At 58.7% G+C, this 23470-nt stretch carries 20 protein-coding genes; 7 read left to right on the top strand and 13 right to left on the bottom strand.

Annotated features, from left to right (window positions below; genetic code table 11):
• Positions 1-11: 11 nt before the first annotated feature.
• The 3 genes from AC2FLJ_RS09790 to AC2FLJ_RS09780 are packed head-to-tail and all read right to left on the bottom strand — an operon-like array spanning position 12 to position 3096.
• On the bottom strand, positions 12-896 hold the full coding sequence (locus AC2FLJ_RS09790; protein WP_496697317.1) for an esterase-like activity of phytase family protein: 885 nt from the start codon (positions 894-896) through the stop codon (positions 12-14).
• The gene (mepA, locus tag AC2FLJ_RS09785; RefSeq protein WP_496697319.1) at positions 869-1732 is read right to left on the bottom strand and encodes a penicillin-insensitive murein endopeptidase; all 864 of its coding nucleotides are present in this window, start codon (positions 1730-1732) and stop codon (positions 869-871) included. The genes AC2FLJ_RS09790 and mepA overlap by 28 nt, the downstream gene beginning before the upstream one ends.
• Positions 1729-3096: an MFS transporter gene (locus AC2FLJ_RS09780; RefSeq protein WP_282170140.1), complete on the bottom strand. Its 1368-nt coding sequence runs from the start codon at positions 3094-3096 to the stop codon at positions 1729-1731. Before AC2FLJ_RS09780 ends, mepA begins: the two co-directional genes overlap by 4 nt.
• 132 nt (positions 3097-3228) lie before the next feature.
• Here AC2FLJ_RS09780 and AC2FLJ_RS09775 point away from each other — a divergent pair, with 132 nt between their 5' ends.
• From AC2FLJ_RS09775 to yaaA, 3 genes are all read left to right on the top strand, one after another.
• Positions 3229-3519, top strand: a complete 291-nt coding sequence (locus AC2FLJ_RS09775; protein WP_108860000.1) for a YggT family protein — start codon at positions 3229-3231, stop codon at positions 3517-3519.
• An 86-nt stretch (positions 3520-3605) separates the two neighbouring features.
• Complete coding sequence (gene recQ / locus AC2FLJ_RS09770) at positions 3606-5645, top strand: DNA helicase RecQ (RefSeq protein ID WP_282170139.1); 2040 nt, start codon at positions 3606-3608, stop codon at positions 5643-5645.
• 35 nt (positions 5646-5680) lie between these two features.
• Positions 5681-6451: a peroxide stress protein YaaA gene (gene yaaA, locus AC2FLJ_RS09765; protein ID WP_496705538.1), complete on the top strand. Its 771-nt coding sequence runs from the start codon at positions 5681-5683 to the stop codon at positions 6449-6451.
• Here the strand turns inward: yaaA and AC2FLJ_RS09760 are convergent.
• A complete protein-coding gene (locus tag AC2FLJ_RS09760) occupies positions 6442-6903 on the bottom strand; it encodes a VOC family protein (RefSeq protein ID WP_496705536.1) in 462 nt (153 codons plus the stop codon). The two genes, yaaA and AC2FLJ_RS09760, sit on opposite strands and share 10 nt — an antisense overlap.
• Positions 6904-6912: 9 nt before the next feature.
• Positions 6913-9129 (bottom strand): response regulator, encoded by a 2217-nt coding sequence (locus AC2FLJ_RS09755; protein WP_496705534.1) that lies wholly within the window; start codon positions 9127-9129, stop codon positions 6913-6915.
• Between the two features lie 115 nt (positions 9130-9244).
• Here AC2FLJ_RS09755 and AC2FLJ_RS09750 point away from each other — a divergent pair, with 115 nt between their 5' ends.
• Entirely contained in the window at positions 9245-10066 is an 822-nt protein-coding gene (locus tag AC2FLJ_RS09750) for a 2-keto-4-pentenoate hydratase (protein ID WP_496705532.1), read from the top strand.
• Between the two features lie 4 nt (positions 10067-10070).
• On the opposite strand, the gene AC2FLJ_RS09745 is transcribed toward AC2FLJ_RS09750, so the two are convergent.
• The 4 genes from AC2FLJ_RS09745 to AC2FLJ_RS09730 are packed head-to-tail and all read right to left on the bottom strand — an operon-like array spanning position 10071 to position 16745.
• Positions 10071-12110 (bottom strand): hypothetical protein, encoded by a 2040-nt coding sequence (locus tag AC2FLJ_RS09745; RefSeq protein WP_496705530.1) that lies wholly within the window; start codon positions 12108-12110, stop codon positions 10071-10073.
• Positions 12107-14869, bottom strand: coding sequence for a DUF4159 domain-containing protein (locus tag AC2FLJ_RS09740; protein WP_496705528.1), 2763 nt, complete (start codon positions 14867-14869; stop codon positions 12107-12109). The genes AC2FLJ_RS09745 and AC2FLJ_RS09740 overlap by 4 nt, the downstream gene beginning before the upstream one ends.
• Positions 14866-15741, bottom strand: a complete 876-nt coding sequence (locus AC2FLJ_RS09735; RefSeq protein ID WP_496705526.1) for a DUF58 domain-containing protein — start codon at positions 15739-15741, stop codon at positions 14866-14868. The genes AC2FLJ_RS09740 and AC2FLJ_RS09735 overlap by 4 nt, the downstream gene beginning before the upstream one ends.
• Positions 15738-16745, bottom strand: coding sequence for an AAA family ATPase (locus tag AC2FLJ_RS09730; protein WP_496705524.1), 1008 nt, complete (start codon positions 16743-16745; stop codon positions 15738-15740). The genes AC2FLJ_RS09735 and AC2FLJ_RS09730 overlap by 4 nt, the downstream gene beginning before the upstream one ends.
• 64 nt (positions 16746-16809) lie before the next feature.
• On the opposite strand from AC2FLJ_RS09730, the gene AC2FLJ_RS09725 reads away from it, so the two are divergent.
• On the top strand, positions 16810-17388 hold the full coding sequence (locus tag AC2FLJ_RS09725; protein ID WP_496705522.1) for a DUF1285 domain-containing protein: 579 nt from the start codon (positions 16810-16812) through the stop codon (positions 17386-17388).
• On the opposite strand, the gene AC2FLJ_RS09720 is transcribed toward AC2FLJ_RS09725, so the two are convergent.
• Positions 17385-18323, bottom strand: coding sequence for a DMT family transporter (locus tag AC2FLJ_RS09720; protein ID WP_496705520.1), 939 nt, complete (start codon positions 18321-18323; stop codon positions 17385-17387). The genes AC2FLJ_RS09725 and AC2FLJ_RS09720 overlap by 4 nt on opposite strands.
• A gap of 181 nt (positions 18324-18504) precedes the next feature.
• Here AC2FLJ_RS09720 and AC2FLJ_RS09715 point away from each other — a divergent pair, with 181 nt between their 5' ends.
• Together AC2FLJ_RS09715 and AC2FLJ_RS09710 are read left to right on the top strand one after the other, a co-directional pair.
• Positions 18505-19254, top strand: a complete 750-nt coding sequence (locus AC2FLJ_RS09715) for a hydroxypyruvate isomerase family protein (RefSeq protein WP_496705518.1) — start codon at positions 18505-18507, stop codon at positions 19252-19254.
• 79 nt (positions 19255-19333) lie between these two features.
• Positions 19334-19564 carry a DUF2798 domain-containing protein gene (locus AC2FLJ_RS09710; RefSeq protein WP_082637211.1) on the top strand — a complete coding sequence of 77 codons (231 nt, stop codon included), beginning with the start codon at positions 19334-19336 and terminating at the stop codon, positions 19562-19564.
• Positions 19565-19621: 57 nt separating this feature from the next.
• Here AC2FLJ_RS09710 and polA read toward each other — a convergent pair whose 3' ends face one another.
• From polA to AC2FLJ_RS09695, 3 genes are all read right to left on the bottom strand, one after another.
• Positions 19622-22420, bottom strand: coding sequence for a DNA polymerase I (gene polA, locus AC2FLJ_RS09705; protein ID WP_496705516.1), 2799 nt, complete (start codon positions 22418-22420; stop codon positions 19622-19624).
• 124 nt (positions 22421-22544) lie between these two features.
• The gene (locus AC2FLJ_RS09700) at positions 22545-23207 is read right to left on the bottom strand and encodes a YrbL family protein (protein ID WP_282170125.1); all 663 of its coding nucleotides are present in this window, start codon (positions 23205-23207) and stop codon (positions 22545-22547) included.
• A 13-nt stretch (positions 23208-23220) separates the two neighbouring features.
• Positions 23221-23397 carry a zinc-finger domain-containing protein gene (locus AC2FLJ_RS09695; RefSeq protein ID WP_082637212.1) on the bottom strand — a complete coding sequence of 59 codons (177 nt, stop codon included), beginning with the start codon at positions 23395-23397 and terminating at the stop codon, positions 23221-23223.
• Positions 23398-23470: the final 73 nt, after the last annotated feature.

Here is a 23470-nt window from a genome sequence, read left to right as displayed (position 1 = left end):
CTTTGGACGTGTCAATCGGGCAGAGCATACTCGACCAGTTCAGTACGCTGAAGCGCCAGAAAATTATCATCTGACACCATAGTGGCCCGCAAACGGCCCTCGTCGTCGCGCCAGACAGACAAACCCTCGAGGTTGTCATGTGCACCGGTCCCAGTTTGGAAAAGAACCTCTTCGGCGCTTGGGGTGTCACCGTCCAACTCCCATCGCCGCAGACGCGAACGGAACCCGATCCAACCGACATCCCGTTCCAAAACGTAAAGCCTGCCATCCGGTCCGAAATCTGCTGCAACTGGCAGAAAGTCCCCCCGTTGCGGCAAAACGAAAGGCGTCGACCACGCCTGACCGTCCCACCGATAGACAGGGATATCACCCGTCGCTGTTCGGTTTTCCTCGGGCATTGTGAAAAGGTGACCGCGTTGATCAATGGCCAACGCCTCGAGCGAGCCGTTGAGCTCAAAGCCATCAAACGCCTTGGGCCGCGGCAAAACCTGGGCTTTGGTCCCTGGCGCTAGGTAATAGGCCACCCGGTGCGTGTTTTCGAACGAGACGTACAAGCCGCCATCGGGGGCAATGGCTATGCCTTCAGAATCCCCGGCCCCACCTGTCAGAGGGCGTCCTCTGCTGGAAATGAGAGGCCAATTTTCAGTGATCTGAATGTCGGTAATTTCGTCATCATTACGCTCGACCCGTGCGGCAATCAGTGTCGAACGATCTGTCATTCCAATCAAATGGCGGCCATCATCCGAGATGTGGATGGCAGAAATCCCGCCAAACCACTCGGCCGTGTGACGCCATGTAAAACTGCCAAGGTGGTTGGGTGTCTTGAGATCAACTGCCCAAGCCGCCCCGGCCAGCAATACTGCGACGATCAGTTGGATTGCAGAACTTGTGTGCATTGCTGAGGTAGATCGGCCAATCGATATTCACGCCGTTTCTTGGGCGCTGGGGCATTTGGGTCGGGTGGGGGTGGGTTAAGGATATTATTCACCCATTGCTGCGCCTCGGCACAGCCATCCCCTTTTGGCGGAGGATCCTGATTAACGCAACCTTTAGAGCCGCGCGGGCATTTCAGACGGACATGGAAATGATAATGATGTCCCCACCAGGGCCTGATCTTGCGCAAATAGGCACGATTACCCTTCTCGTTTTTGCACATTTCCGCCTTGGCACCGGGAAAGACGAAAATTCGCGCAACTCGCTTGTCCTTTGCGGCTTGGCGCAGCACGGCATGGTGTTGTTTCGTCCAGTTACCGTTGACAAACGCGCCATTCGACCGGCGCAGGGAAATCGACGATATATTCTCACGTGCTTTGCGGCTTAAGCGCATGTTGTCGCCGGGCAGCATCCAGATATCGATGTCCAGACCCAGTTGATGGCTGCGGTGCCCGGATGTCATCGGCCCACCGCGCGGCTGGCTGATATCACCGACATATAGCCCGTTCCACCCGGGCTGCTTTGCCGCAAACCTGCTAAGGTCCTGCACATAATCAATCGCCTCAGGATGCCCCCAATTTCGATTGCGTGACAGCCGCATCGCCTGCCATGTCGGTCCCGTTTCGGGCAATTGCACCGACCCTGCAGCGCACCCACGCGAATAACTGCCGAAGGCTGCGGATTTTTGCTGCGAACTTGCTTTCTGCGCCCCGAACAACTGCTTTGCCAGAGGCTGCGCCGTAGCAGTGTTCGTCAGAAATATCGCGGCCAGTATCGTCAAAAAACGTAATAAAATCATCTGCTCTGATCCCCTTCCGGTTTCACCCAGCGCATCAGTATTAGCCCCAGAATAAACAACAGAACGATGGGTGACACCCCCAGTCTTGCACTGCCGGTTACAGTTGTGGCTATTCCGATCAGCAAGGGGGCGGCAAAGGCTGTGGCACGCCCCGACAAACCATAAAGCCCAAAGCTTTCGACCGGGGCTTTGGGGTCGGTGTGACGCACCATCATCGAACGGCTGGCGGATTGCAAAATACCGCCCATACCGCCGATCAGAACCCCACAGCCAAAGAACACTAGATCAGGCAGGCCGGATCCTTCGGGTAAAGACATGCCAAAGATCTGTGTGCGGTCCATCGACACGATGGTGATGCAAACAAAGATCAGCACCCAGATAGCCACCAAAATCACTGGTTTAGGGCCGTATTTCTTGTCCAGCTTACCGCCGACCCACGAAAACGCAGCCGCAGCCAGAACGCTGACGATACCAAAGACACCGATCTTGATCAGGTCCCATTCCAGCACCAGTCGCGCATAAACACCGCCAAAGGTGTAAAGCCCGTTCAACGCGTCACGATAGAACATGGATGATCCAAGGTAGGTGGCCAGGCTGACCCGGTGGCGCAGATTGGAAATCGACTTGACCAAAAGGCGCAGGGCGTCGCCCACATTGCCTTTTTTGTCGGTCGGCGCATCATCCCGGACCCAAAGGAAGTAGGGGATCATGAACAGAACGAACCAAACCGCCGTGAATGGCCCCACGAAACGTGTGCCCTGCTGCATTGAGGCATCCAGCCCAAACAGCGGATCCATCCCGATCAGGGTCTTGCCGTTGGCCTGCTCGACGAACAGCGCCAGCATGATCGCAAGTGAGATCAGCCCACCAAAATAGCCAAAGGCAAATCCTGACCCCGAAATCTCACCAACCTCATTTTCGTCCCCCAAATCGGGCAGCTGCGAATTGATGAAGATCAGAGCGTATTCCGCGCCAACAAAGCCCAGACCAAAGGCCGACAACATCAGCCACATATTCGACCCGTCGGGCATCGTGTACCAAAGCGCGGCGGACCCCACCGCATACATCACCGAAAACGCGAAAATCCATGGCATTCGACGACCCGAAACATCCGCCATGGCCCCCATCAACGGTGCGCCAAAGGCGATGATCAACCCAATGATGGTCATGCAATTCGCCCACACCGTCTGCGCCCGCGCATCGGCCGCATCAGCATCCAGACCAGACGTCAGATAATACTCTGCCGCAACTCCGGCGAAGTAGGGACCAAAGACAAAGGTAACCAGCAATGTATGATACGGTTGACTGGCCCAGTCGAAAAACCACCAACCCCAAATGCGCTTGCGCTTGGAAATTTCTGCCATGACTGCCCCTGTTTATCGTTGTTTTTATAAGACGGGTCTTTGGCCCATTTCGCAAGGGTTCTGTTAGCGCACACTTGCTCTTTGCCGCGCTAGCTACTACCTCTCGCGAAACGTGACTTGGAGAATACGAATATGATGGCAATTTTCGGCCCGATCGACTTGGTATTGAGCATCGCCTATTGGTTCGTCTTGATTCAGGTCATAATGAGCTGGCTGATCAACTTTCAGGTTCTGAACCTTCACCAGCAATTCGTTGCCCAGATTTGGTACGGGTTGAATCGGATTCTGGAGCCGATTTATCGCCCTATTCGCAAAGTGTTGCCCGATCTTGGCGGCATCGATCTGACGCCTCTGGTCGTGTTGATCATCATCATTTCACTGCGAAGCTACGTCCTGCCGGAACTCTTTCTGGCCCTGAGCTGAGGCTGATCCCTCTTGTTCACCGAATCTTAGTATGTGATTGTCCTGTCTTAAGAGCAGATAAACCTTAAAATAGGGCAACCCCGCACATGTTCGACGCCGCACCGATGCTGCGAGATGTCTTTGGATTCGACGACTTCCGTCCCGGGCAGGAAGAGATCGTCGATGCCGTGACCGCAGGTGAAAACGTGCTGGCGATCATGCCGACGGGTGGCGGTAAATCCCTTTGTTTCCAACTGCCTGCGTTGATGCGGGATGGCGTGACGGTGGTGATTTCCCCGCTGATCGCCCTGATGCGCGATCAGGTTCGCGGGCTGCAAGAGGCCGGCGTTGAAGCAGGTGCTCTGACCTCGGGCAACACGCCCGAAGAAACAGATGCCGTGTGGGAAGCGCTGGAGGCCGGGCGGCTCAAGCTGCTTTACATGGCCCCTGAACGTCTGGCGGCAGGGTCGGCGATGGGAATGCTGCGCCGGATCAACGTCAGTCTGATTGCCGTGGATGAAGCCCATTGCGTCAGCCAGTGGGGCCATGATTTCCGGCCAGACTATCTGCGGATCGGAGAACTGCGCCGCGCGCTGAGCGTCCCCCTCGCCGCCTTCACCGCCACCGCAGATGCCGAAACGCAGGACGAGATCGTCGAAAAACTGTTCGACGGCACGCCCCCCAACAAGTTTCTGCGCGGGTTCGACCGCCCCAACATCCATCTGGCCTTTGGCACCAAAGATGGCCCCCGCAAACAGATCCTCGACTTTGCCGAAGCGCGCAAAGGCCAGTCGGGCATTGTCTATTGCGGCACCCGAAACAAAACCGAGGTGCTCGCGCAAGCCTTACGCGCCGAGGGGCACTCTGCCTGCCACTATCATGGCGGAATGGAGGCCGAGGATCGTCGCATTGTCGAAACCCGCTTTGCCCGCGAAGACGGGTTGATCGTGGTTGCCACCGTGGCTTTTGGCATGGGCATCGACAAACCCGACATCCGATGGGTCGCCCATGCAGACCTGCCCAAATCCATCGAGGCCTATTATCAGGAAATCGGTCGTGCGGGCCGTGACGGTGGCCCTGCCGAGACGCTGACTCTGTTCGGCTCCGACGATATCCGCCTGCGCCGCTCGCAAATCGACGAAGGGTTGGCCCCGCCAGAACGTCGCATGGCCGACCATGCACGCCTGAATTCGTTATTGGGTCTGGCCGAGGCATTGGAATGTCGCCGTCAAACTCTGTTAGGTTACTTCGGAGAACAGGCAGAACCTTGCGGCAAGTGTGATCTGTGTGACACTCCGCCCGAAGTGTTCGATGGGACCACGCCCGTCCGCATGGCCTTGTCCGCGATCCTGCGCACCGAAGAATGGTTCGGCGCCGGCCACCTGATCGACATCCTGCTGGGTAATGAAACCGACAAGATCCGCGCCCGGCGCCATGACCAACTGTCGACCTATGGGATCGGCAAAGAGTGGTCGCGCCCGCAATGGCAGGCCATCTTCCGGCAGATGATGGGGCATGATCTGGTCCGCCCGGACCCCGAACGCCACGGCGCACTGCAAATGACCGAGGCTGCCAAGCCCATCCTGAAGGGTGAGGCCCGGATCAACCTGCGCAAGGACACATTGCGCAAGGCCGGACGCCGCCCGGCGGTCAAAATGATGGTGTCCGAAGAAGACGCGCCGCTGCTATCGGCCTTGAAAGCCAAACGGCGCGCTTTGGCCGAAGCCGCGCGGGTACCGGCCTATGTCATCTTCCCTGACCGCACGCTAATCGAAATGGCTGAGAAACGCCCCCTGTCGCTGGACGATATGGCCCGAATTGGCGGGGTCGGCGCGAAAAAGCTGGAACGTTATGGTGACACGTTTCTTGAAGTCGTCACCGGTGAGGTTGAAGCCGTTCATCCCGCGCGCCGCAAATTGGCTGGCCGCGATCAGGGCGATATCTATGATCAGTTGCTTGAAGTGCAGTCGCAGCTGTCACGCGGTCCGGAGGGGATCGACAAGCCGCTAACTTGCTCGGCCTCGCAACTGGCCAAGGTCGCACAGTTGCGGTCAGGTGACCCGCGCGCGATCGAACATGTTCTGGGCAACCGCCGTCACGAAAGGTTTGGAGCCGCCTTTCTGGACGTGCTGCGACAGACGGACTAGATACGGCCGAGTACAGGCAAGGAAAGAGAGCGGATATGCTGGTAGTTATTTCCCCGGCCAAGCGGCTGGACTGGGCGGAACGGGATGTCGAAGTCACGCAGCCAGACTTTCAGGACGATGCCATTCGCCTGTCGAAAACCGCCCGCAATCTGACGTTGGGTGATCTGAAAAAACTGATGGACCTAAGCGATGATCTCGCGCGCCTGAACCGCGACCGGTATCGCGCATTCTCAGACGCGCCCGAGGAGGATGTGACTCGCCCCGCCGCGCTGGCCTTTGCGGGCGACACCTATCAGGGGCTCGAAGCTGCGTCGCTGGATGCCGAGGAGATGGCCTGGGCGCAGGATCATCTTCGCATTCTGTCCGGTCTTTACGGTGTGCTGCGCCCGCTGGATTCCATTCAGGCCTATCGGCTTGAGATGGGCAGCAAGCTTAAAACCCGCCGCGGAAAGAACCTGTATGAGTACTGGCGCGATCAACTGAGCAAAGCGCTTAATGCGCAAGGTGCTGAAGTTGGATCGGACGTTCTGGTGAACTGCGCCAGCCAGGAATATTTCGGCGCAGTAGACCTTAAAGCACTGAAGCTGCGCGTTATCACCCCTGTTTTCATGGAAGACAAAGCAGGCACGCCTAAGATCGTGAGCTTTTTTGCCAAAAAAGCGCGCGGTGCGATGGCACGGTATGTCATTCAGCACAGGTTGGACGCCCCCAAAGGACTGCTGGACTTTGACTCAGGTGGCTATGAATACCGCCCCGATTTGTCAGAAGAAAACAAACCCGTCTTTGTGCGGCCCTATCAGGCCTGATCCAACATAGACGGATCATAAGCGACGAGTTCAACAGTATTGCCTTCGGGGTCTTCGGTGAAGATACCGCGCCAGCCGATCCATCCGAACTGCTCGACCCGGTAGGGTTGGCCATGGTGGTCATACCACTGCATCACTGCCTCTTGTTCGTCGAATGGCAACGACAAGGCGATATGATGCAGGGATGACGCCCCACCCGTCACCGGTTTTTGCGACCCGGTAGGATGCAACCCTGGTCGCGGGGCGGCGGTGTGGTGAAACAGGGCCAGGACCTGCGTATGGCCACCATATCCGGGCGCAATCTGGAAAAAGGTGATCGCGCTGTTGTGGTCACCGCTAAGACGCTCTAACCCGATCACGTTTTCATAAAACGCGACCATGGCGGCCATATCCACGCAGCGGATGGCAATTTCACCCAGCGCGCGGGGCTGAAATCCACGATCTTCAGACATGGGTTCAATCTAGTCAGCCCAGATTTCCTCTGCAACAACCGGGCAGCAATCATCCGGCCTATGGGTCAGAACCATCTGGTGAATCGTCTGCTTTTGCAGCGGTTTGGTCAGGTAGTGATCCAGCCCGGCTGATAAGATTCCCTGATCGTCACCAGCCATCGCATGAGCTGTAAGGGCGACAATAGGAACACGTCGGCCGGTCTCAATCTCGCGGCGCCGGATTTCGGCCGTGGCCTGTTTGCCGTCCATTTTAGGCATCGAGATATCCATAAAGATAAGGTCGGGGTCAAACTCCTGATACTCCTGCACCGCTTCGATCCCGTTGCCGGCAAAGCGCAGGTCAATGTGCAAATCCTTGACCATCTTCTTAAGGATCAGTTGGTTGGTCCGGTTATCCTCGGCCGCCAGAACACGCATGATGCGCTGCGTTCCTTCACAAGCAGGCTGGTTAAGTTCCTGGCTGATTGGTGCGGTCTCCGAAAGCGCCTCAACGCCCTGTGGGCGGCCAAGCGCTTTCAGGCGCGCGTATAGCTCGGCCCTGGGGATCGGCTTTTGTAGAACGCCTTCGATCAGGTGGCGCGCGGGGTGGGCGTGAATGACACCGGGATTGGCCGCCATCACGACAACCGGCAGAGCGCCCCACCCCCTGTCTTTCAGCAGGACAGCCAGCTCAAGCCCGTCCATGTCGGGCAGGTCATGATCGCACAGCAGAAGGTCCACACTGTCGTCCAGCGCCGTCAGCGCCTCTCGCCCCGACGTGCAAACGGTGACCTGCACCCCCAGCCGACCCAGCTGTTTGGACAGGATCGCGCAGTTGGCTGCCAGATCCTCGACGATCATCACATGGCGCAGGCGCCCGTCAAGATCGGGCGGGGCGGGTTGCGGGCCTTCAGCGGTCGGCAGTGAGACCCGAAAGCCAAAGCAGGACCCCTGCCCCGGCTCGCTATCCACCCAGATTGAACCGCCCATCAATGTGATCAGCCGCTTGGTAATAGCAAGGCCCAGACCGGTTCCTTCAAAGGCCCGGTTTCGCTCGTCTTCGACCTGATTGAATTCGCCAAAAATATGCCCGATTTTGTCTTCGTCGATGCCGATACCGGTATCTTCGATTGCAACATGCACGTCGCAGGATTGGGTATCTGGGTTAGGCACACCGGTGACACGGATCAGGACATGGCCCTCGGACGTAAACTTGACCGCATTGCCGACGAGATTGGTCAAAACCTGCCGGACCCGCCCCGGATCGCCAACAAACAATGTGGGCAGGAACAGATCGTAATCCACCAATAGCGTCAGACCTTTATCGCGCACGCTGGGTTGCAGCAGCATCGCGACTTCAAGAATGCAGCGTTCAAAGTCGAACTGTTCCGGGTGCAGGGTCAGCTTGTCCGCCTCGATCTTGGAATAGTCCAGGACGTCGTTGATAATCACCAAAAGCGCCTCGCCCGAGTTGCGGATGGTGTTCAAATACAGCCGTTGTTCTTCATCCAAAGGTGTTTCGGTCAGCAATTCAGTCATGCCCACGATGCCGTTCATCGGGGTTCGGATTTCATGGCTCATATTGGCCAGAAAGGCCGATTTGGCACGGTTTGCTGCCTCGGCCCGTTCACGAGCAGCGGTCAATTCGGCCTCATGGCGCACGGATGCCGAGATGTTCAGGGCCAGACTCACCACATCGCCACCATGACCGCGCTGGTCGATCAGCTTGATGTAATGGCCGTTCCACAGCCGGATAACCTCGGGCTGGGGGTGTGGCATGGCCCATCTCTGCAGCATTCTATCGCGCCAGCCGGGCGTCGGCTCGGACCCAAGATCAATCAGCCCCTCAGTCGTCAGAATCTCCAGAATCCTCGGATAGGTTACACCCGGCGCAACCTCTTCCAGCCCGTCAAAGACGCTTAAGTAAGCCGCGTTTGCCCCGATCAGGCGACTTTCCTCGTCAAAGAACGCGAATCCATCCTGAATGGTTTGGATTGAATGCCACAGGCGTCGCTCGGCCACCTCGATCTTGGCGTTGGCGACCGTCAGATCGGACTTAACCTTTTCATTCTCACCCCGGACCGTTTCAACCTCGGCCTGGGTTTCACCGATCCGCTTGGTCAATGCCATCGCATGCAGGCCCAGTTTGCGGTTCGCAGCCGACAGCTCTGCCTGTTTCATTTCTAACAACCGCTCGGCCGCCAGACGTGCGCGCCGTTCCTGTGACAGTTTTCCTGCAAGACTCATCTTTGGTGTTTCCGGGACAATCTGCGTCCAGCATCCGGGCAGAGAGTGAAGAACTGTTTAAGCCGTTGCCCAATGATCGAACCTCGTGCCACTCTTGCCAAAACGGAGGTGTGATATGCGGTGTTTCTTCGGCGCGTTGTTGGCCTGTGGCGTATTTGCTCATCCTGTGGCGGCGGGCTGCGCAACGGATGGCCAGATCGATCGGTTCGTCGCGGATTACCTCTCAGCTGCACGCACACCTGCCCTTTCATCTGATGGCACAATGAATGACGCGCTGTGCACGCAAGCGCGCATAGTGTCCGCATTAGAGCCACATTTAGGGCCGGTCATCGGCTACAAGGCCGGTTTGACCAGCGCGTCGGAACCGGTGCAGGGCGTTTTGTTCCGCGACATGATGCTGGATGACGGCGCGACCGTTCCATCAGACTGGGGTGCGCGACCGGTGTTTGAGGCCGATCTGGTGCTGGTTGTGGGCGACGCGGATATCAATCAGGCCACATCGCCAGAGGAGGTGCTGCAAGGCGTCTCAGCCATCCGCCCGTTTATCGAACTACCTGACCTGACCTTTGCCGAGGGTGAACCGATCACCCCGGTCACACTGACAGCAATTAGCGTTGCTCCGAAACTGGGCGTTTTGGGTGTAGAAATCCCTGTGTCCGATCCGGCAGCTATGGTGCAGGCCTTGGCTGATATGACTGTCACCCTCCGTGCCGCAGATGACGAGATTCTGGCGCAGGTACCGGGCACAGCGGTACTGGGGCATCCGGCCAATGCCGCCCTTTGGCTGATGTCCAAAGGGATTGAATTTCAACCGGGGGACTTGATTTCCGTCGGATCATTCGGGCCGTTGTTCCCGCCTGTAAAGGGTAAAGGCGGGGCATCAGTGTCCTACGACGGCTTGCCCGGCAATCCCACGGTCAGCGTGGTGTTTGACTGACCTGTCACCGCCCCTCGCGCAGCCAGCCCGCCAAAAGGAACCCGCCCGCCAGCAGCAATACAAGCCAAGGTGGCAATAGCCCGGCCTGCGTCACGTCACGTGTTTCATAGGCGTTGCGCGGGGTCAGACCGATCCATCCGCGCCCTGATGCGGGACGCCCGGCACGTACGTTGCGGATCGACGGCAAACCCTCCTCCAAACGTACCGTACCGCCGCGCAATTCTGCCGTCACAGGTTCCAGTACCTCGGCCGTTGCGATCGTGCGTTCGAATTCCTTGGGGGCAGCAGGGCCCAGCCCGATGACGGTGGATTGTTCCCCTTCCTGCAGGCGGTAGAGGCCAATTTCCGGCCCGAAATACTGTGCTTCGAACCGCCCTGGAGAGACCTCATCGAGGGTAATCTCGACCGTTTCGCCGTTCGGACGAGTTATGGTTACCGGCCCGACCTCATCCCCCAGCGTTTGACGGATGATGCGCATCACCTGACCATTGGCCTCAGCCCACAGAGCCTCTTCCTCAAGCTCCGGCTCTTTCATCATCCAATGCGCCAACCTGCGCAGTAATTCCAGCTGCGGTCCGCCGCCTTCGAATCCCCGGCTCCACAACCAGGCATGGTCCGAGGCCAGCAGCGCCACGCGCCCTTCGCCAACACGGTTGAGCACCAACAGGGGCCGGTCATCCACGCCCGTCATCAACACCTCACCCGTGCGGTGATTGACGTCGATCTGGCGCAGCCAAGCACCCCAGTTATCCGAGTCGCCAAGGTCAGTCGTAACCGGATGGCGATGCCCCAGGTCGGTGACCATCGGCACATAGCGTTCCTCGATCACCCGCGCGGTAGGTTGCGCAGGCAAGATCGGTGCCAGGGGTGAGCGGAAGATACTGTCAGCGCTGGCAAAATCTGGTCCGGCAGCAACAAGAACGGCACCGCCTTCGTTGATATAGTTGGTGACGTTGTCCAGATAGATCGCCGGTAGGATGCCGCGCCGCTTGTAGCGGTCAAAAATGATCAGGTCGAAATCGTTGATCTTTTCCAGAAACAGCTCGCGCGTCGGGAAGGCGATCAGCGAAAGCTCGTCCACCGGCACCCCGTCCTGCTTTTCAGGGGGGCGCAGAATGGTGAAATGCACAAGATCCACAGAACTGTCGGATTTCAGCAAGTTGCGCCATGTTCGCCCACCCGGATGTGGCTCTCCAGACACCAGCAACACGCGCAGCCGGTCACGGACCCCGTTCATCTGGATCAGCGCCGTATTGTTGCGATCGGTCAGCTCGCCCTCGGCCTCTGGCACGGTGAACTGAATCACGTTGCGCCCGCCATGGGGCAGCGTGACCGGCAGTTCGACATCAACACCAATGGGAATCGTGAATTGTTCGGCTTCGGCCCCGTCGACCGAAATTTCTAGTGGCGCGGTCGTGGCCCCAGTGGGTGCTGCACCGCTATCCTCAACCCTTAGGGTCAAGGTAACGGGTTCATCAATAATGGCAAAGGCAGGCGCATTGCGGACGATCAGACGGCGATCCCAATCCGTTGCACGCCCTGTCTGCAAAAGGTGCATGGGCGCAGGCAGTTCGGGGGCCCGATCGGCATCATGCACGATGCCGTCCGACACCACCAAAATGCCCGCGATCCGCGCGCGTGGTTCTTCGGCCAACGCTTCGTTCAGGGCCGCCATAATTTGGGTGCCTTCGTCCCCGTTTCCGTCACCTACGCGAATGCGGCGTAGTTCCGTATTGTCACGGGATTCAATCTCGGCCGCCAATTCCTTTGTGGCCTGTGCAGTCTGATCCGCCCGGTCCGAAAGGGTCTGACTGGCGCTTTCATCCTCGATCATCAGAACGATATCGGTCAGCGGCGTGCGATCTTCGATCTGATAGACCGGACCTGACAGCGCAGCGATCACAACCAGCGCCGCCAAACCGCGCAAAGCCCAGCCAGACAGACCACGCCACAGCGCCAGAACAACCCCAGCGACGGCAATCGCAACCACGATGGCCAGAACAGGCCAGGGGATCAGCGGATCGAAGATGACGGTTCCTGTCATTGTCCCAACCTGTCCAGCAAGGCAGGCACGTGCACCTGATCTGATTTGTAGTTCCCGGTCAGCACATGCATCACCAGATTGACACCAAAGCGGTTTGCAAGCTCACGCTGCCGCTCACCCGCATACCCGCGGCCAACCGGCAGTAGTGCCTGACCGTTGCGATCAATGGCCCAGGCCGCACCCCAGTCATTGCCGCCAATCACCACCGGTGTCACGTTGTCATTGAGGTTGCGAAACGGCATGCCTTCGATCTGTTCGGCATCCATGGGTGCCGCCTCGACCCAAACTTCGGTACCCGCATAGCGACCCGGGAAATCCTGCAAAAGGTAGAAGGCACGGGTCAGGACATGGTCACGCGGAACAGGCTCTAACGAAGGGATATTCAGCGGGGCCGCGATCTGTTGCAGCTTGCGCCCATTCGGGCTGGCGGCCCCGAAGCGGGCTACATCCGCGTCTCGCGTGTCGAACAGGATCATCCCGCCCGAGCGCAGGTAAGCGTTGAGCTTGGCATAAGCCTCAGCCGACGGTTGCGGCTGGTCGGGTGAGATCGGCCAATAAAGCAGCGGGAAAAACGCCAACTCGTCCCGTTCCAGATCCACGCCAATGGGTTCAGCAGGTTCTACCGAAGTTCGGAAAAACAACGTCTGAGCCAATCCGCGCATTCCTGCAGCCGCAATATCGTCAACCTGCTGATCACCCGTCAGAACATGCGCCAGAACCAATTCCTGTGTGGCGCTCAACGCGAAATCTGTACTTTCGGGCGTTTGGGCCTGTACTTCGGGCACCAGCAAAATTGCCCCCAGTGCGATAGCCGCTGCTCTGGCCAAACCCAGGCGACCGGACAACGCCAGCGAGGCGATCACGTCGATCGTCAGTAACAACAATGCAAGGCTCAGCAGGATGCCCCCAATCGGTGTTTCGGTGCTAACCTCCTGGCCCTTGATCGGAACATCCGACGGCCAGACCGCTGGGCTGAGAACCGTTTCATCGGTCAGAACATTACGTGCCAATTTCTGCTTGCCGCTTTCGTAAAGGCCGGGTCGCAGATCGGGACCGATCTGACCGGTCACAAGCTCAACACCATCGACGCCCGGTAGATTTCCGGCATCAGACAGAACACCAAAGCCATCCAAAACCTGAATCGGTTCCCACGTGGTGCCTTGCAACTGTGACTCCTGCCGCGATTTCGCCGCTGACGACACCGCCAGCCGGTCCAGCATTTCAACAAAAAGCCCAGACAAGGGAAGGCTGGACCATTCCGCATCCGCCGTGACATGGAACAGTACCACCTGCCCCAAACCCAACGCTTTGCGGGTCACCAAGGGCGTGCCATCCGAAAGTGAGGCAATAACCCGATCAGCCAAGTTAGGGTCTGGTTGCGCCATGACTTGCGTGGTCACTGTGACATCTTCCGGCACCTGAAGTCCGTAGAAGGGCGAGTTCTCCGGGAAAGGTGCCAGCCCTTTGGCTTCGCCCCAGCTCATCGCGCCACCGACCGAGCGTCCGCCGCTGCGCAGGCGCACCGGCAAAAGGGTGTCTTCGGCATCCCGGCCAAGATCGCTGGCCGCCATCCGCGGACCGGCAAAGCGCAGCAGCAAACCGCCCTGTTCCACCCATTCGACCAGCGCCGCTTGTTCGGACCCTGCCAGTTTCGCCACATCGGCCAGCACGATCACATCGGGATTGGCGGGCAGGACTTCCAGCAATCCGCCATCGACAAAGTCCGCCGTAGGGGTCAGAACTTGCGTCAGGTAATGCAACGGCGACAAAAGCTCTAACCCTTCGCGGTTCAGCGATCCGGCAATCAGGGCGACTTCGCGCCGCCGCAAGCTGTCATCGGTCAGCGTAACGGCCCCAGCCGAACGCTCACCCTGAATCTCAAACCGGGTGATGCGCGCGCGCAGTTCTGAAGGCAGCGACAGTTCTACCTGCGCTTGTGTCTCACCGCTGGCAAACTCCATCTCGGCCGATTGCAGAACACGCATTGCACCGGCGGGGTCACGCCCCTGAGCCAGAATCGTGATGCGATCTGCAGGACCGGGTTCCGCCCGTTGCGCGGACAATTGAATAACCCCGTCCTGATATGTAGCAGGCAGAATCGCAACCGCAGGCGACGGGGCCTGATAGACTGTCACATCACCGCGCGCGCGCAGGGCAGCCAAAATCGCCTCGTGCCCCTCGTAGGCCAGGCGGTCGCTGAACCAATGGGTGTCAAACCCTCCGTCCACCTGATCCATGGCAGCCAGCGCCATATCGACTTGCGCCCGGGTCGGTTGCCACGGTGTCGGGGTCAGCCCGGGTAAACGGCCGCGCCATGCTTCGGCGGCTTGGAAAACGGGGGCTTCAGGTTCGGTCAGGCGCAGGATAGCCACGGTGCGACCCGCGCGCCCGGCCTCGGTCAGCTGCACATTGATCTGATCCAGCGTTGTTGACCAGCGGGTCGCCCCGGCCCAGCTGGCATCCAGCACCAGCAGCAACGGACCCGAGCCTGCCTGATCGCGCGAGGGGTTCAGGACCGGTCCGGCCAATCCAATGATAATCGCCGCCGCCGCCAGCATGCGCAGCAACAGCAGCCACCATGGGGTGCGGTCAGAAACGCTTTCGTCATCCCTCAACCCCAGCAGTAGCGTCACGGCCGGGAACAACCGACGGATCGGTGCGGGTGGCACGGCACGCAAGATCAGCCACAGGATCGGCAGGGTCAAAAGACCCATCAACACCCACGGTGCGGTAAAGCCAATGCCCGCCAGAATCGTCATCCCGTACCCCCATCCAGCGCACGATAGAGCCACAACAGAGCCGCTTGCGCACTGTCATCGGTGTGATGCAGCCCCAGTTGCCACCCCGTCGCGCGGCACAGCCGGGTCAGTGCGTCCTTACGCTTGGCAAGCCGTTCCAGGTACCGCTCACGCAGATCTCCGGCCTTTAGGGTTTCATGGCGAACGGAACCGCCGACGCTTTCAAAGATCGTACGACCCCGGTAGGGAAAGGTCTCTTCTCCGGGATCGAGAACCTGCAGCACCAGGCCTCGCACCCCACGGTCGGCGGCTTTGGTGAGGGCCAGCTCAACCTCATCCAGCGGACCAAGGAAATCGGAAATGAAAACGGCGCGGGCATGCGGGATCATGGCGCGGTGTTCGGGTGGCGCATAGTCGGACTCAGCATCCTCGGACCATGCTTCTGCCAGTCGGATGACCTGCGCGTTGCCGCGCCGTGGCGGCAGGGTCGTGCCGGTCAAGCCGACGCGCTCACCCCCGCGCACCAGCAGGATCGCGGTTGCCAACCCCAGCAGACGAGCGCGGTCGGCCTTGGTGGGCAGGTTCTTGTCGGACGCAAACCGCATCGACGCGCCCTGATCGACCCACAGCATTACCGATTGCGCAATTTGCCACTCACGTTCGCGCACAAATTGCTGATCCCCCCTGGCAGAGCGCCGATGGTCGATCATCCGGCGGCTGTCGCCGATCTGAGCAGGGCGATATTGCCAGAAGTCATCACCAAGCCCCGCGCGACGGCGGCCGTGGTCGCCCAGCAGAACGGTTCCGGCCAATTGCTCAGCCCGTGCCAACAACGGCGGCAGCCGGGACGCCTCGGCTTCAGATCTTTCTCGAAGGTTTAGCGCCGCATTCACGCCGCAGCCTCGGTGCGGACAAGACCAGCGGCAGTCGAGTCGATCAGGTCAGCCAAACTGTCACCGCGCGCCCGCGCCGCAAAGTTCAACGCCATCCGGTGGCTGAGCACCGGACGCGCCATGTCCAGCACATCCTCGGAATTTGGGGCCAAACGCCCCTGCAGCATCGCCCGGGCGCGCACTGTCATCATCAGCGCTTGTGCAGCACGGGGGCCGGGGCCCCAGGCGACGGTTTCAGCCACCCGTTCGGAAACACCCGCCTCTTCGGGGCGGAAGGCGCGGACAAGATCGAGGATCAGTTCCACAACAGAGTCCCCGACCGGCATACGGCGCAACAGGGTCTGAGCGGCCAACAGCTCTTCCTTGCTGAAAATCTTGTGCGCTTCGTCCTCTTCTACGCCAGTCGTGGCCAAAAGAATATCGCGCTCGGTCTGGCGATCGGGATAATCCACGTCTATCCGCACCAAAAAGCGGTCCAGCTGCGCCTCGGGCAGTGGATAAGTACCCTCTTGTTCGATCGGGTTTTGCGTCGCCAATACGTGGAATGGTTCACCCAGATCGCGGTCTTCGCCAGCCACAGTCACAGTGCGTTCCTGCATCGCCTGCAAAAGCGCTGACTGAGTCCGGGGGCTGGCGCGGTTGATTTCGTCCGCCATCAATAGCTGACAGAAGATCGGACCGGAAATAAAACGAAAGTGGCGGCTGCCATCCTCGGCTGTGTCCAAAACCTCGGACCCCAGAATATCGGCAGGCATCAGGTCGGGCGTGAACTGGATGCGGTTACCGTGCAGACCCATCACGGTCGACAGCGTTTCAACCAGCCGCGTCTTGCCAAGCCCAGGCAGGCCGATCAGCAGGGCGTGCCCACCGCACAACAGCGCGGTCAGCGTCAGGTCCACGACCCTTTCCTGTCCGATAAAGCGACGGGTGATCGAGGCCTTGGCCTCTTGTAGCTTAATTTCCAGCGCTTCGATCTCGGACACGAGGTCGGCAGGTTCGGTCATGACTTTCCCTTCCGTGGACTATTATGGTTCAAGTGTATCGCGCGAAAAGGAAATGGCAAAAGCAATGAGCGGACAAAAACCTGTGACCCCCTCTCCGGACGGGCTGGCGGCCTCGGTCAAAGCGGCCAAAACCAGGGGTTTACCCCCTGTTCACCTGTGGAATCCTCCGTTTTGCGGCGATTTGGACATCCATATCGCAAAAGATGGGTCTTGGACTTATTTAGGGTCACCGATCAACCGGTTCGAGCTTGTGAAGCTTTTTTCCTCAATTCTTAAGAAAGAAGACGGGAAATACTACCTTGTGACCCCGGTGGAAAAGGTGGGAATCACTGTCGAGGATGCGCCGTTTGTGGCCGTGGATTTTGATGCGACAGGCGAGGGTCGGGCCCAAATACTGACATTTACGACCCGTGTTGGTGATACCGCGATTGCTGGCCCTGATCACCCAATCCGGATTGTCATCGATCCCGAAACAGACGAGCCGTCACCTTATGTATTGGTTCGCGCAAATCTTGAGGCGCGCATAGATCGCAAAAGCTTTTATCGTCTTGTGGACATTGCAACGCACAAAGATGGCTGGTTTGGCGTCTGGTCCGGTGGGCAGTTTTTCCCGCTTGTCCGGTCGGACAGCCTGACCGACTAGGCCGGTTTTGCGACCCGACGATCCTGTGCCAGAACAACAGCCATTGCCACGACCCCTGCGCCCAGCGCTCGGGTCCAGTTCCACTCTTCGCCCAGCACCAGCATGATCAGCATCACGTAGAAGGGGGCGACATTGATGTGAAAGGACGTAAGCGCGACGCCCAGTTTGCCAATCGATGCGACAAACAGGATCTGGCTGAGCGCCATGGAAATCAGCGAATAGATCGCCAGCATCCCAATTTGACGCGTGTCGATAGAAATGGACGGCACGATATCCATGCCCAGATGATGTGCGCCGGCCATCAGGATGGTTGCCATGAAGAACCCGCCAACAAATGTGACCGCTGCGCGCCCGGTCTGGCTTAATTCGGGGAAATCTCGCGAGGTTGCCTGGCTACCCCAGCAAAACAGGGCTGTCGCTGCAACGGCACAGGCCGCGCCCAAACCCAACTGTGCCGGGGCTACCGCGCTGGTGGCGATCAATCCACCCACTACCGAGATCAGAACCCCAACAGCAAAATTCCACTTGAGTCGCCGAGTACCAGACGCAAGTTCCAGCAATGTCGCAATCAATGGCGCGCATGAGGCAATGATGGCCGTTGTGACCGGGTCCGTCAGTTTTTGCGCCACGATCAGCAGAAACATCCCCAGACCGATGCCAAACCCGCCGACAACAAACGCATGTCCCCAACGGGCGCGCAGAACCCGTTCCTGGCCATCTATCATGACCCAGATCGGGAGTAGAAACGCAACAGCCATGGCCATGCGCGCAACCAACAGCGCAACTGGCGGCCATGTCTGCAACAGCACCTCGGCCGCCGGAAACCCAGCCGCCCACGTCAGCATGGATGCCACTGCCAAGCCGTTGCCGGACAAGGCCGAATTTTGCCCGGCAGACGCAGAAAGGGCGTTCCCGCGCGCGGGGTCTGGGCTCATCGCCATTATGTTCGAACCTTTTGTTGGCACGGCGTTCTGAAATGATTCGCCGCGTTGCCCCGACCCTCGCTGATTCAGTCAGGCCGATCTGGTCGAATTTCGACAAACTGTCGTTTTCAGTCTCTTTCGTTAAAATCGCCTCGCGGATAAGGTCAGCGCACCAGCTAACCAAAGGCCTCCGATGCCAAAATTCGCAGCCAATATCTCTCTGCTCTTTGCCGAGCTTCCCTACTTGGACCGGTTTCAGGCCGCCGCAGAGGCCGGGTTCAAGGCGGTCGAGATTCTGTTTCCCTACGACCTGGCCGCCAAAGAGACACACCGCGCGTTGCTGGCCAACGGTTTGGATCTGGTGCTGATCAATGCGCCCCCACCCAATTACACCGGCGGTGATCCCGGTTATGCCGCTGTTCCCGGTGGCGAAGGCCGGTTCCATTCGGATATCCGCCGCGTTTTGCGCTATGCTCAGGTGCTCCGCCCGGGGCTGATCCACATCATGTCAGGCTATTCCTCGGGACCGGACGCGTTTGAATGCATGGTGCACAACCTGCAATGGGCGGCCGACCTTGCACCGCACCAACAATTTACGATTGAACCGCTCAACCCCGTGTCTCAGCCCGATTACTTCCTCAATGATTACAACCTGGCTGCTGATATCCTGGACCGTGTCGACCGCCCAAATGTCGGCCTGCAATATGACAGCTTTCACGCCCATATGATCCACGGAGATGCGCTGCAGGTTTGGGAACAGTTTCATCCATGGGTCGTACATGCCCAGGTCGGAGCCGCCCCGGACCGCTCTGAACCGGGGCGCGGTCCGACGGATTTCGCTCAGCTTTTTAACGCTATGACGGCGTCGGGATATTCCGGTTGGGTTAGCGCCGAATACACACCGTCAACATCCAGAACCGTGCACTCATTGGGCTGGATGTGACGCCAGATTCCCTATTCCGTCTGGCAATCAGGGGGAAAATATCTAAAACCGGGGCATCGCGACCTTAAGGATGCCCGAAATGATCCCTGCCCGCTTGGCCCACGCTGTATTCGGACTGATCATGTCCGGCCTCATGTCCTGTATCGTCACTGGCATCGCCACGGTCAAAGCTGTCGGTTTCGGACCGTCCACATTTGGTGACTGGATGGGTTCCTGGGCTTTTTGCTGGCCCATCGCCTTCGCCGTCATCCTGACCCTTGGACCAACAGTAAAACGTATGGTCGAGGGCTGGGTCAGACCGCAGGACTGACCCGCTGCAAAGAGGGCCCGCCGGGCCTGATGAGCAGCGCCGCACCCTTTTGTGCAGCTAGTGTGCTTCGGCCCAATTGGCGCCCTGTCCGGCATCCACGCTCAGCTTCACATCCAGCTTCACAGCTGGATCAGATGCGCCTTCCATCACGTCGCGTGCGACATCGATCAAAGGGTCCACCGCATCCTCGGCGACTTCGAACAGCAATTCGTCATGCACCTGCAGCAGCATCTTGGCGGGCAGACCATTGATCGCGTCCGGCATCCGCACCATCGCGCGCCGGATCACATCCGCCGCCGTTCCTTGAATCGGCGCATTGATCGCCGCCCGGCGCGAGAAGCCCGCATGAGGCCCTTTGGCGTTAATCTCAGGTGTATGGATTTTACGTCCGAACAAAGTCTGCACATAGCCATGCTCTTTAGCGAAGGCGACAGTGTCGTCCATATACTTTCGAATACCCGGGAAGCGTTCGAAATAACGGTCGATGAACCCCTGTGCCTCGGCCCGCGGGATGCGCAGATTGCGCGCCAGGCCAAAGCCCGAAATGCCATAGATCACACCAAAGTTGATCGCCTTGGCCTGACGCCGGATATCCGGCGTCATCTCATCCAGCGGCACATCGAACATCTCGGACGCGGTCATGGCGTGAATGTCCAGCCCATCGGAAAATGCCTGTTTCAGAGCCGAAATATCAGCGATATGCGCCAGAATGCGCAGCTCGATCTGGCTGTAGTCGAGGCTGACCAGCACATTGCCCGGCTCAGCGATGAACGCCTCGCGAATGCGCCGACCCTCCTCGGTGCGCACGGGGATGTTCTGCAGGTTCGGATCGGTCGAGGCCAGACGCCCGGTGTTGGCTCCGGTGATCGAATAAGACGTATGCACCCGGCCCGTATCTGGATTGATATGGGTCTGCAGCGCGTCGGTGTAGGTCGATTTCAGCTTGGACAATTGCCGCCAATCCAGCACCCGCCGAGGCAATTCATGCTCGGTCGCGAGGTCTTCGAGAATGTCAGCCCCGGTCGAATATTTCCCGGTCTTCCCCTTTTTGCCGCCTTCCAGACCCATCTTGTCAAACAGGATCTCGCCCAGTTGAGCGGGGGAACCGACGTTGAAATTCTCGCCCGCCAACTCGTGAATTTCAGCCTCTAATCCGGCCATTTTCTGAGCAAAAGCATTGGACATCCGGCTCAGCACATCGCGGTCAACCTTGATACCGTGCATCTCCATCTCGGCCAGAACCGGCACCAGCGGGCGTTCGAGCGTTTCATAGACGGTTGTCACCTGCACCTGATGCAGTTGCGGTTTGAACAGCTTCCATAGGCGCAGAGTAATATCGGCATCTTCGGCCGCATAGGCGGTCGCTTCATCAATCGGCACCTTGTCGAATGTGATCGCCGATTTACCCGAACCCAGCAGCGGTTTGATCGGGATCGGCGTGTGATTCAGATAGCGTTCGGACAAGGTATCCATACCATGCCCATGCTCACCCCCATGCATTGCATAGGACATCAGCATCGTGTCATCGATGGGCGACACATTCACGCCATAGCGGGCGAAAATCTTGTCGTCATACTTCATGTTCTGCCCGATCTTCAGGATCGACGGATCCTCGAGCATCGGCTTCAGCAGCTTCAGAACCTCATTTATGGGCATTTGCTCCTCAGCCAGCGCGTCTGAACCGAACAGATCGTCGCTGGCGCTTTCGCGGTGGATCAGCGGGATGTAACACGCCTCGCCCGGCTCAACTGACAGAGAGATGCCGACAAGATCAGCTATCATTTCATTCAGGCCGGTGGTTTCCGTATCCACGGCGATCCAGCCGCGCTCATACGCCTGGTCGATCCATTTTTGCAGCGCACCCGCATCTCGCACGCATTCATATTTGGACGCGTCGAACGGGATGGCCTCGGCTTCGACCACCTCAGCAGCCGGCGCCGGCGCATCGGCAATCGCTGGCGCTTCGGCACCCAACTTGTCCGCGATCCGTTTAGTGAGCGTGCGAAACTCCATATCTGCCAGAAAACCCAGCAAGGTGTCAGGTTCGGGATCTTTCACCTCAAGATCGTCCAGCGTGAAATCCAGCGGTGTGTTCTCGTCCAGTTGCACCAGTTTCTTCGACAGCTCGATCTGGTCGCGCTTTTCGATCAGGGTCTGGCGGCGCTTTGGCTGCTTAATTTCTTCGGCCCGGTCCAGCAGCGTTTCCAGATCACCGTATTCGTTGATCAACAGGGCGGCCGTTTTGACCCCAATGCCTGGAGCCCCGGGAACGTTATCGACGCTGTCGCCCGCCAGTGCCTGCACATCAACCACGCGTTCAGGGCCAACGCCGAATTTCTCAATCACGCCATCGCGGTCGATGCGCTTGTTCTTCATCGCATCCAGCATTTCGACACCGCCGCCAACCAGCTGCATCAGGTCCTTGTCCGAGCTTACGATTGTCACACGCCCGCCCGCCTCACGCGCCTGCACAGCAAGGGTCGCGATGATGTCGTCGGCCTCGTACCCCTCCAACTCTTTGCAAGCGATGTTGAAGGCTTTCGTTGCTTCGCGTGTCAGGGGCATCTGCGGGCGCAGGTCCTCGGGCATCGCTTCACGGTTGGCCTTGTAGAGGTCATACATATCGTTGCGGAACGTGTGCGAGCCTTTGTCGAAGATCACCGCCACATGGGTCGGTGCGTCCGGGCCAGCGTTCCCTTCAACATATTTCTGCAACATGTTGCAAAAGCCAGAAACTGCGCCAATCGGCAGTCCGTCCGATTTTCGTGTAAGCGGCGGCAGCGCGTGGTAGGCCCTGAAAATAAAGGCCGATCCGTCAATCAGATGCAGGTGACACCCTTTTCCGAAATTGCTCATGCGCGCGCTCCGTTCTGGTTGGAAACGGTTCTGCCACAGGCCCGCGCGGGTGGCCAGCAAAGAAGGTGGTCAATCCACACAAGAGGCCGGAAAACTGTGCCGGAACGTCAACGCAGGCCGTCAATCACGCGACACGGAATTCCTGCCCGGTTCTGTCCCAGATCAGTCCCACACGCTCGGCGATGCCGTTCATCTGCTTGTGCAGCGACCGGTCGTTCAATCTGCGGCTCAACGTGCGCAAGGGAATTAGATTGCGCTCTCCGTAACCATCGATCAGCAGAAACATCCGGGTTTGATTGCGCAGCCCGTAGACAATGTTGGTCTCGTGAATATCGCGGGCAACAATCTGAAGCTTAAACAGTTTTTGGGCAAAGCTGTTCAATTCACTCAGAACATCAGCGCTCAGCGCTCCATCCTCGCACAGCTTCGCAAGGGGATGTGCGAGCTGTCCGTCATCGGATTCGATCCGTTCCACAATGATCGCCGGGCCAATGTCGGTTTGCGCTATGCCAAAACATCGCGCCAAAGGCAGTTGCTCGATGTCGGTGCCGCTTTTCAGCGCCGCCTTCATCTCGCCCTCGATTTCTTTTAGCGCATTGCGGAATACAGAATCGGGCAGAAGCCGCCGGATCAACCGTTTTGCAAAGGATCGGTTGGGCCGTTTGCGCGGGCGCGTCACCTTTACCAATAAGTGAGATTGCCCCGGGCACGCATACACGTCTCGATGTCCGCCGCTGGCAATCGGGTCCTGATCGGACACCCGCAAAAGCTGCACTGCAAAAAGCATCCGGCCTCCGAATTTATTGCGCGTCGTGCTCCGACAGTACGTATTTGCAATCGCAATACGGGCACTCGACCCAGCCGGTATCTTCGGGGATCTGCAACCAAACGCGCGGATGGCCCAATGCACCTTCGCCGCCGTCACAGGCAACACGTGCGGTTTCGACGATCTTGGTTTCCGGTGCATCAAGTGTCACGGCTGGCGATCCTTCATTGGTTGTCGGCCTCGCGGGCATGCATTAGGTGCGTTTATGAGCGATGAGCAAACCG

It is taken from the genome of Ruegeria sp. CDSA034 (assembly GCF_059612275.1).
This window is presented reverse-complemented; position numbering and strand designations above follow the sequence as displayed.

What these genes read in the sequence shown, in the direction of transcription:
- AC2FLJ_RS09780 (WP_282170140.1), bottom strand. Translation starts at nt 3,096, where the DNA reads ATGGCAGAAATTTCCAAGCGCAAGCGCATTTGGGGTTGGTGGTTTTTC.
- recQ (WP_282170139.1), top strand. Translation starts at nt 3,606, where the DNA reads ATGTTCGACGCCGCACCGATGCTGCGAGATGTCTTTGGATTCGACGAC.
- AC2FLJ_RS09715 (WP_496705518.1), top strand. Translation starts at nt 18,505, where the DNA reads ATGCCAAAATTCGCAGCCAATATCTCTCTGCTCTTTGCCGAGCTTCCC.
- polA (WP_496705516.1), bottom strand. Translation starts at nt 22,420, where the DNA reads ATGAGCAATTTCGGAAAAGGGTGTCACCTGCATCTGATTGACGGATCG.
- AC2FLJ_RS09710 (WP_082637211.1), top strand. Translation starts at nt 19,334, where the DNA reads ATGATCCCTGCCCGCTTGGCCCACGCTGTATTCGGACTGATCATGTCC.
- mepA (WP_496697319.1), bottom strand. Translation starts at nt 1,732, where the DNA reads ATGATTTTATTACGTTTTTTGACGATACTGGCCGCGATATTTCTGACG.
- AC2FLJ_RS09730 (WP_496705524.1), bottom strand. Translation starts at nt 16,745, where the DNA reads ATGACCGAACCTGCCGACCTCGTGTCCGAGATCGAAGCGCTGGAAATT.
- AC2FLJ_RS09725 (WP_496705522.1), top strand. Translation starts at nt 16,810, where the DNA reads ATGAGCGGACAAAAACCTGTGACCCCCTCTCCGGACGGGCTGGCGGCC.
- yaaA (WP_496705538.1), top strand. Translation starts at nt 5,681, where the DNA reads ATGCTGGTAGTTATTTCCCCGGCCAAGCGGCTGGACTGGGCGGAACGG.
- AC2FLJ_RS09720 (WP_496705520.1), bottom strand. Translation starts at nt 18,323, where the DNA reads ATGAGCCCAGACCCCGCGCGCGGGAACGCCCTTTCTGCGTCTGCCGGG.
- AC2FLJ_RS09745 (WP_496705530.1), bottom strand. Translation starts at nt 12,110, where the DNA reads ATGACAGGAACCGTCATCTTCGATCCGCTGATCCCCTGGCCTGTTCTG.
- AC2FLJ_RS09790 (WP_496697317.1), bottom strand. Translation starts at nt 896, where the DNA reads ATGCACACAAGTTCTGCAATCCAACTGATCGTCGCAGTATTGCTGGCC.
- AC2FLJ_RS09740 (WP_496705528.1), bottom strand. Translation starts at nt 14,869, where the DNA reads ATGACGATTCTGGCGGGCATTGGCTTTACCGCACCGTGGGTGTTGATG.
- AC2FLJ_RS09700 (WP_282170125.1), bottom strand. Translation starts at nt 23,207, where the DNA reads ATGCTTTTTGCAGTGCAGCTTTTGCGGGTGTCCGATCAGGACCCGATT.
- AC2FLJ_RS09750 (WP_496705532.1), top strand. Translation starts at nt 9,245, where the DNA reads ATGCGGTGTTTCTTCGGCGCGTTGTTGGCCTGTGGCGTATTTGCTCAT.
- AC2FLJ_RS09760 (WP_496705536.1), bottom strand. Translation starts at nt 6,903, where the DNA reads ATGTCTGAAGATCGTGGATTTCAGCCCCGCGCGCTGGGTGAAATTGCC.
- AC2FLJ_RS09775 (WP_108860000.1), top strand. Translation starts at nt 3,229, where the DNA reads ATGATGGCAATTTTCGGCCCGATCGACTTGGTATTGAGCATCGCCTAT.
- AC2FLJ_RS09755 (WP_496705534.1), bottom strand. Translation starts at nt 9,129, where the DNA reads ATGAGTCTTGCAGGAAAACTGTCACAGGAACGGCGCGCACGTCTGGCG.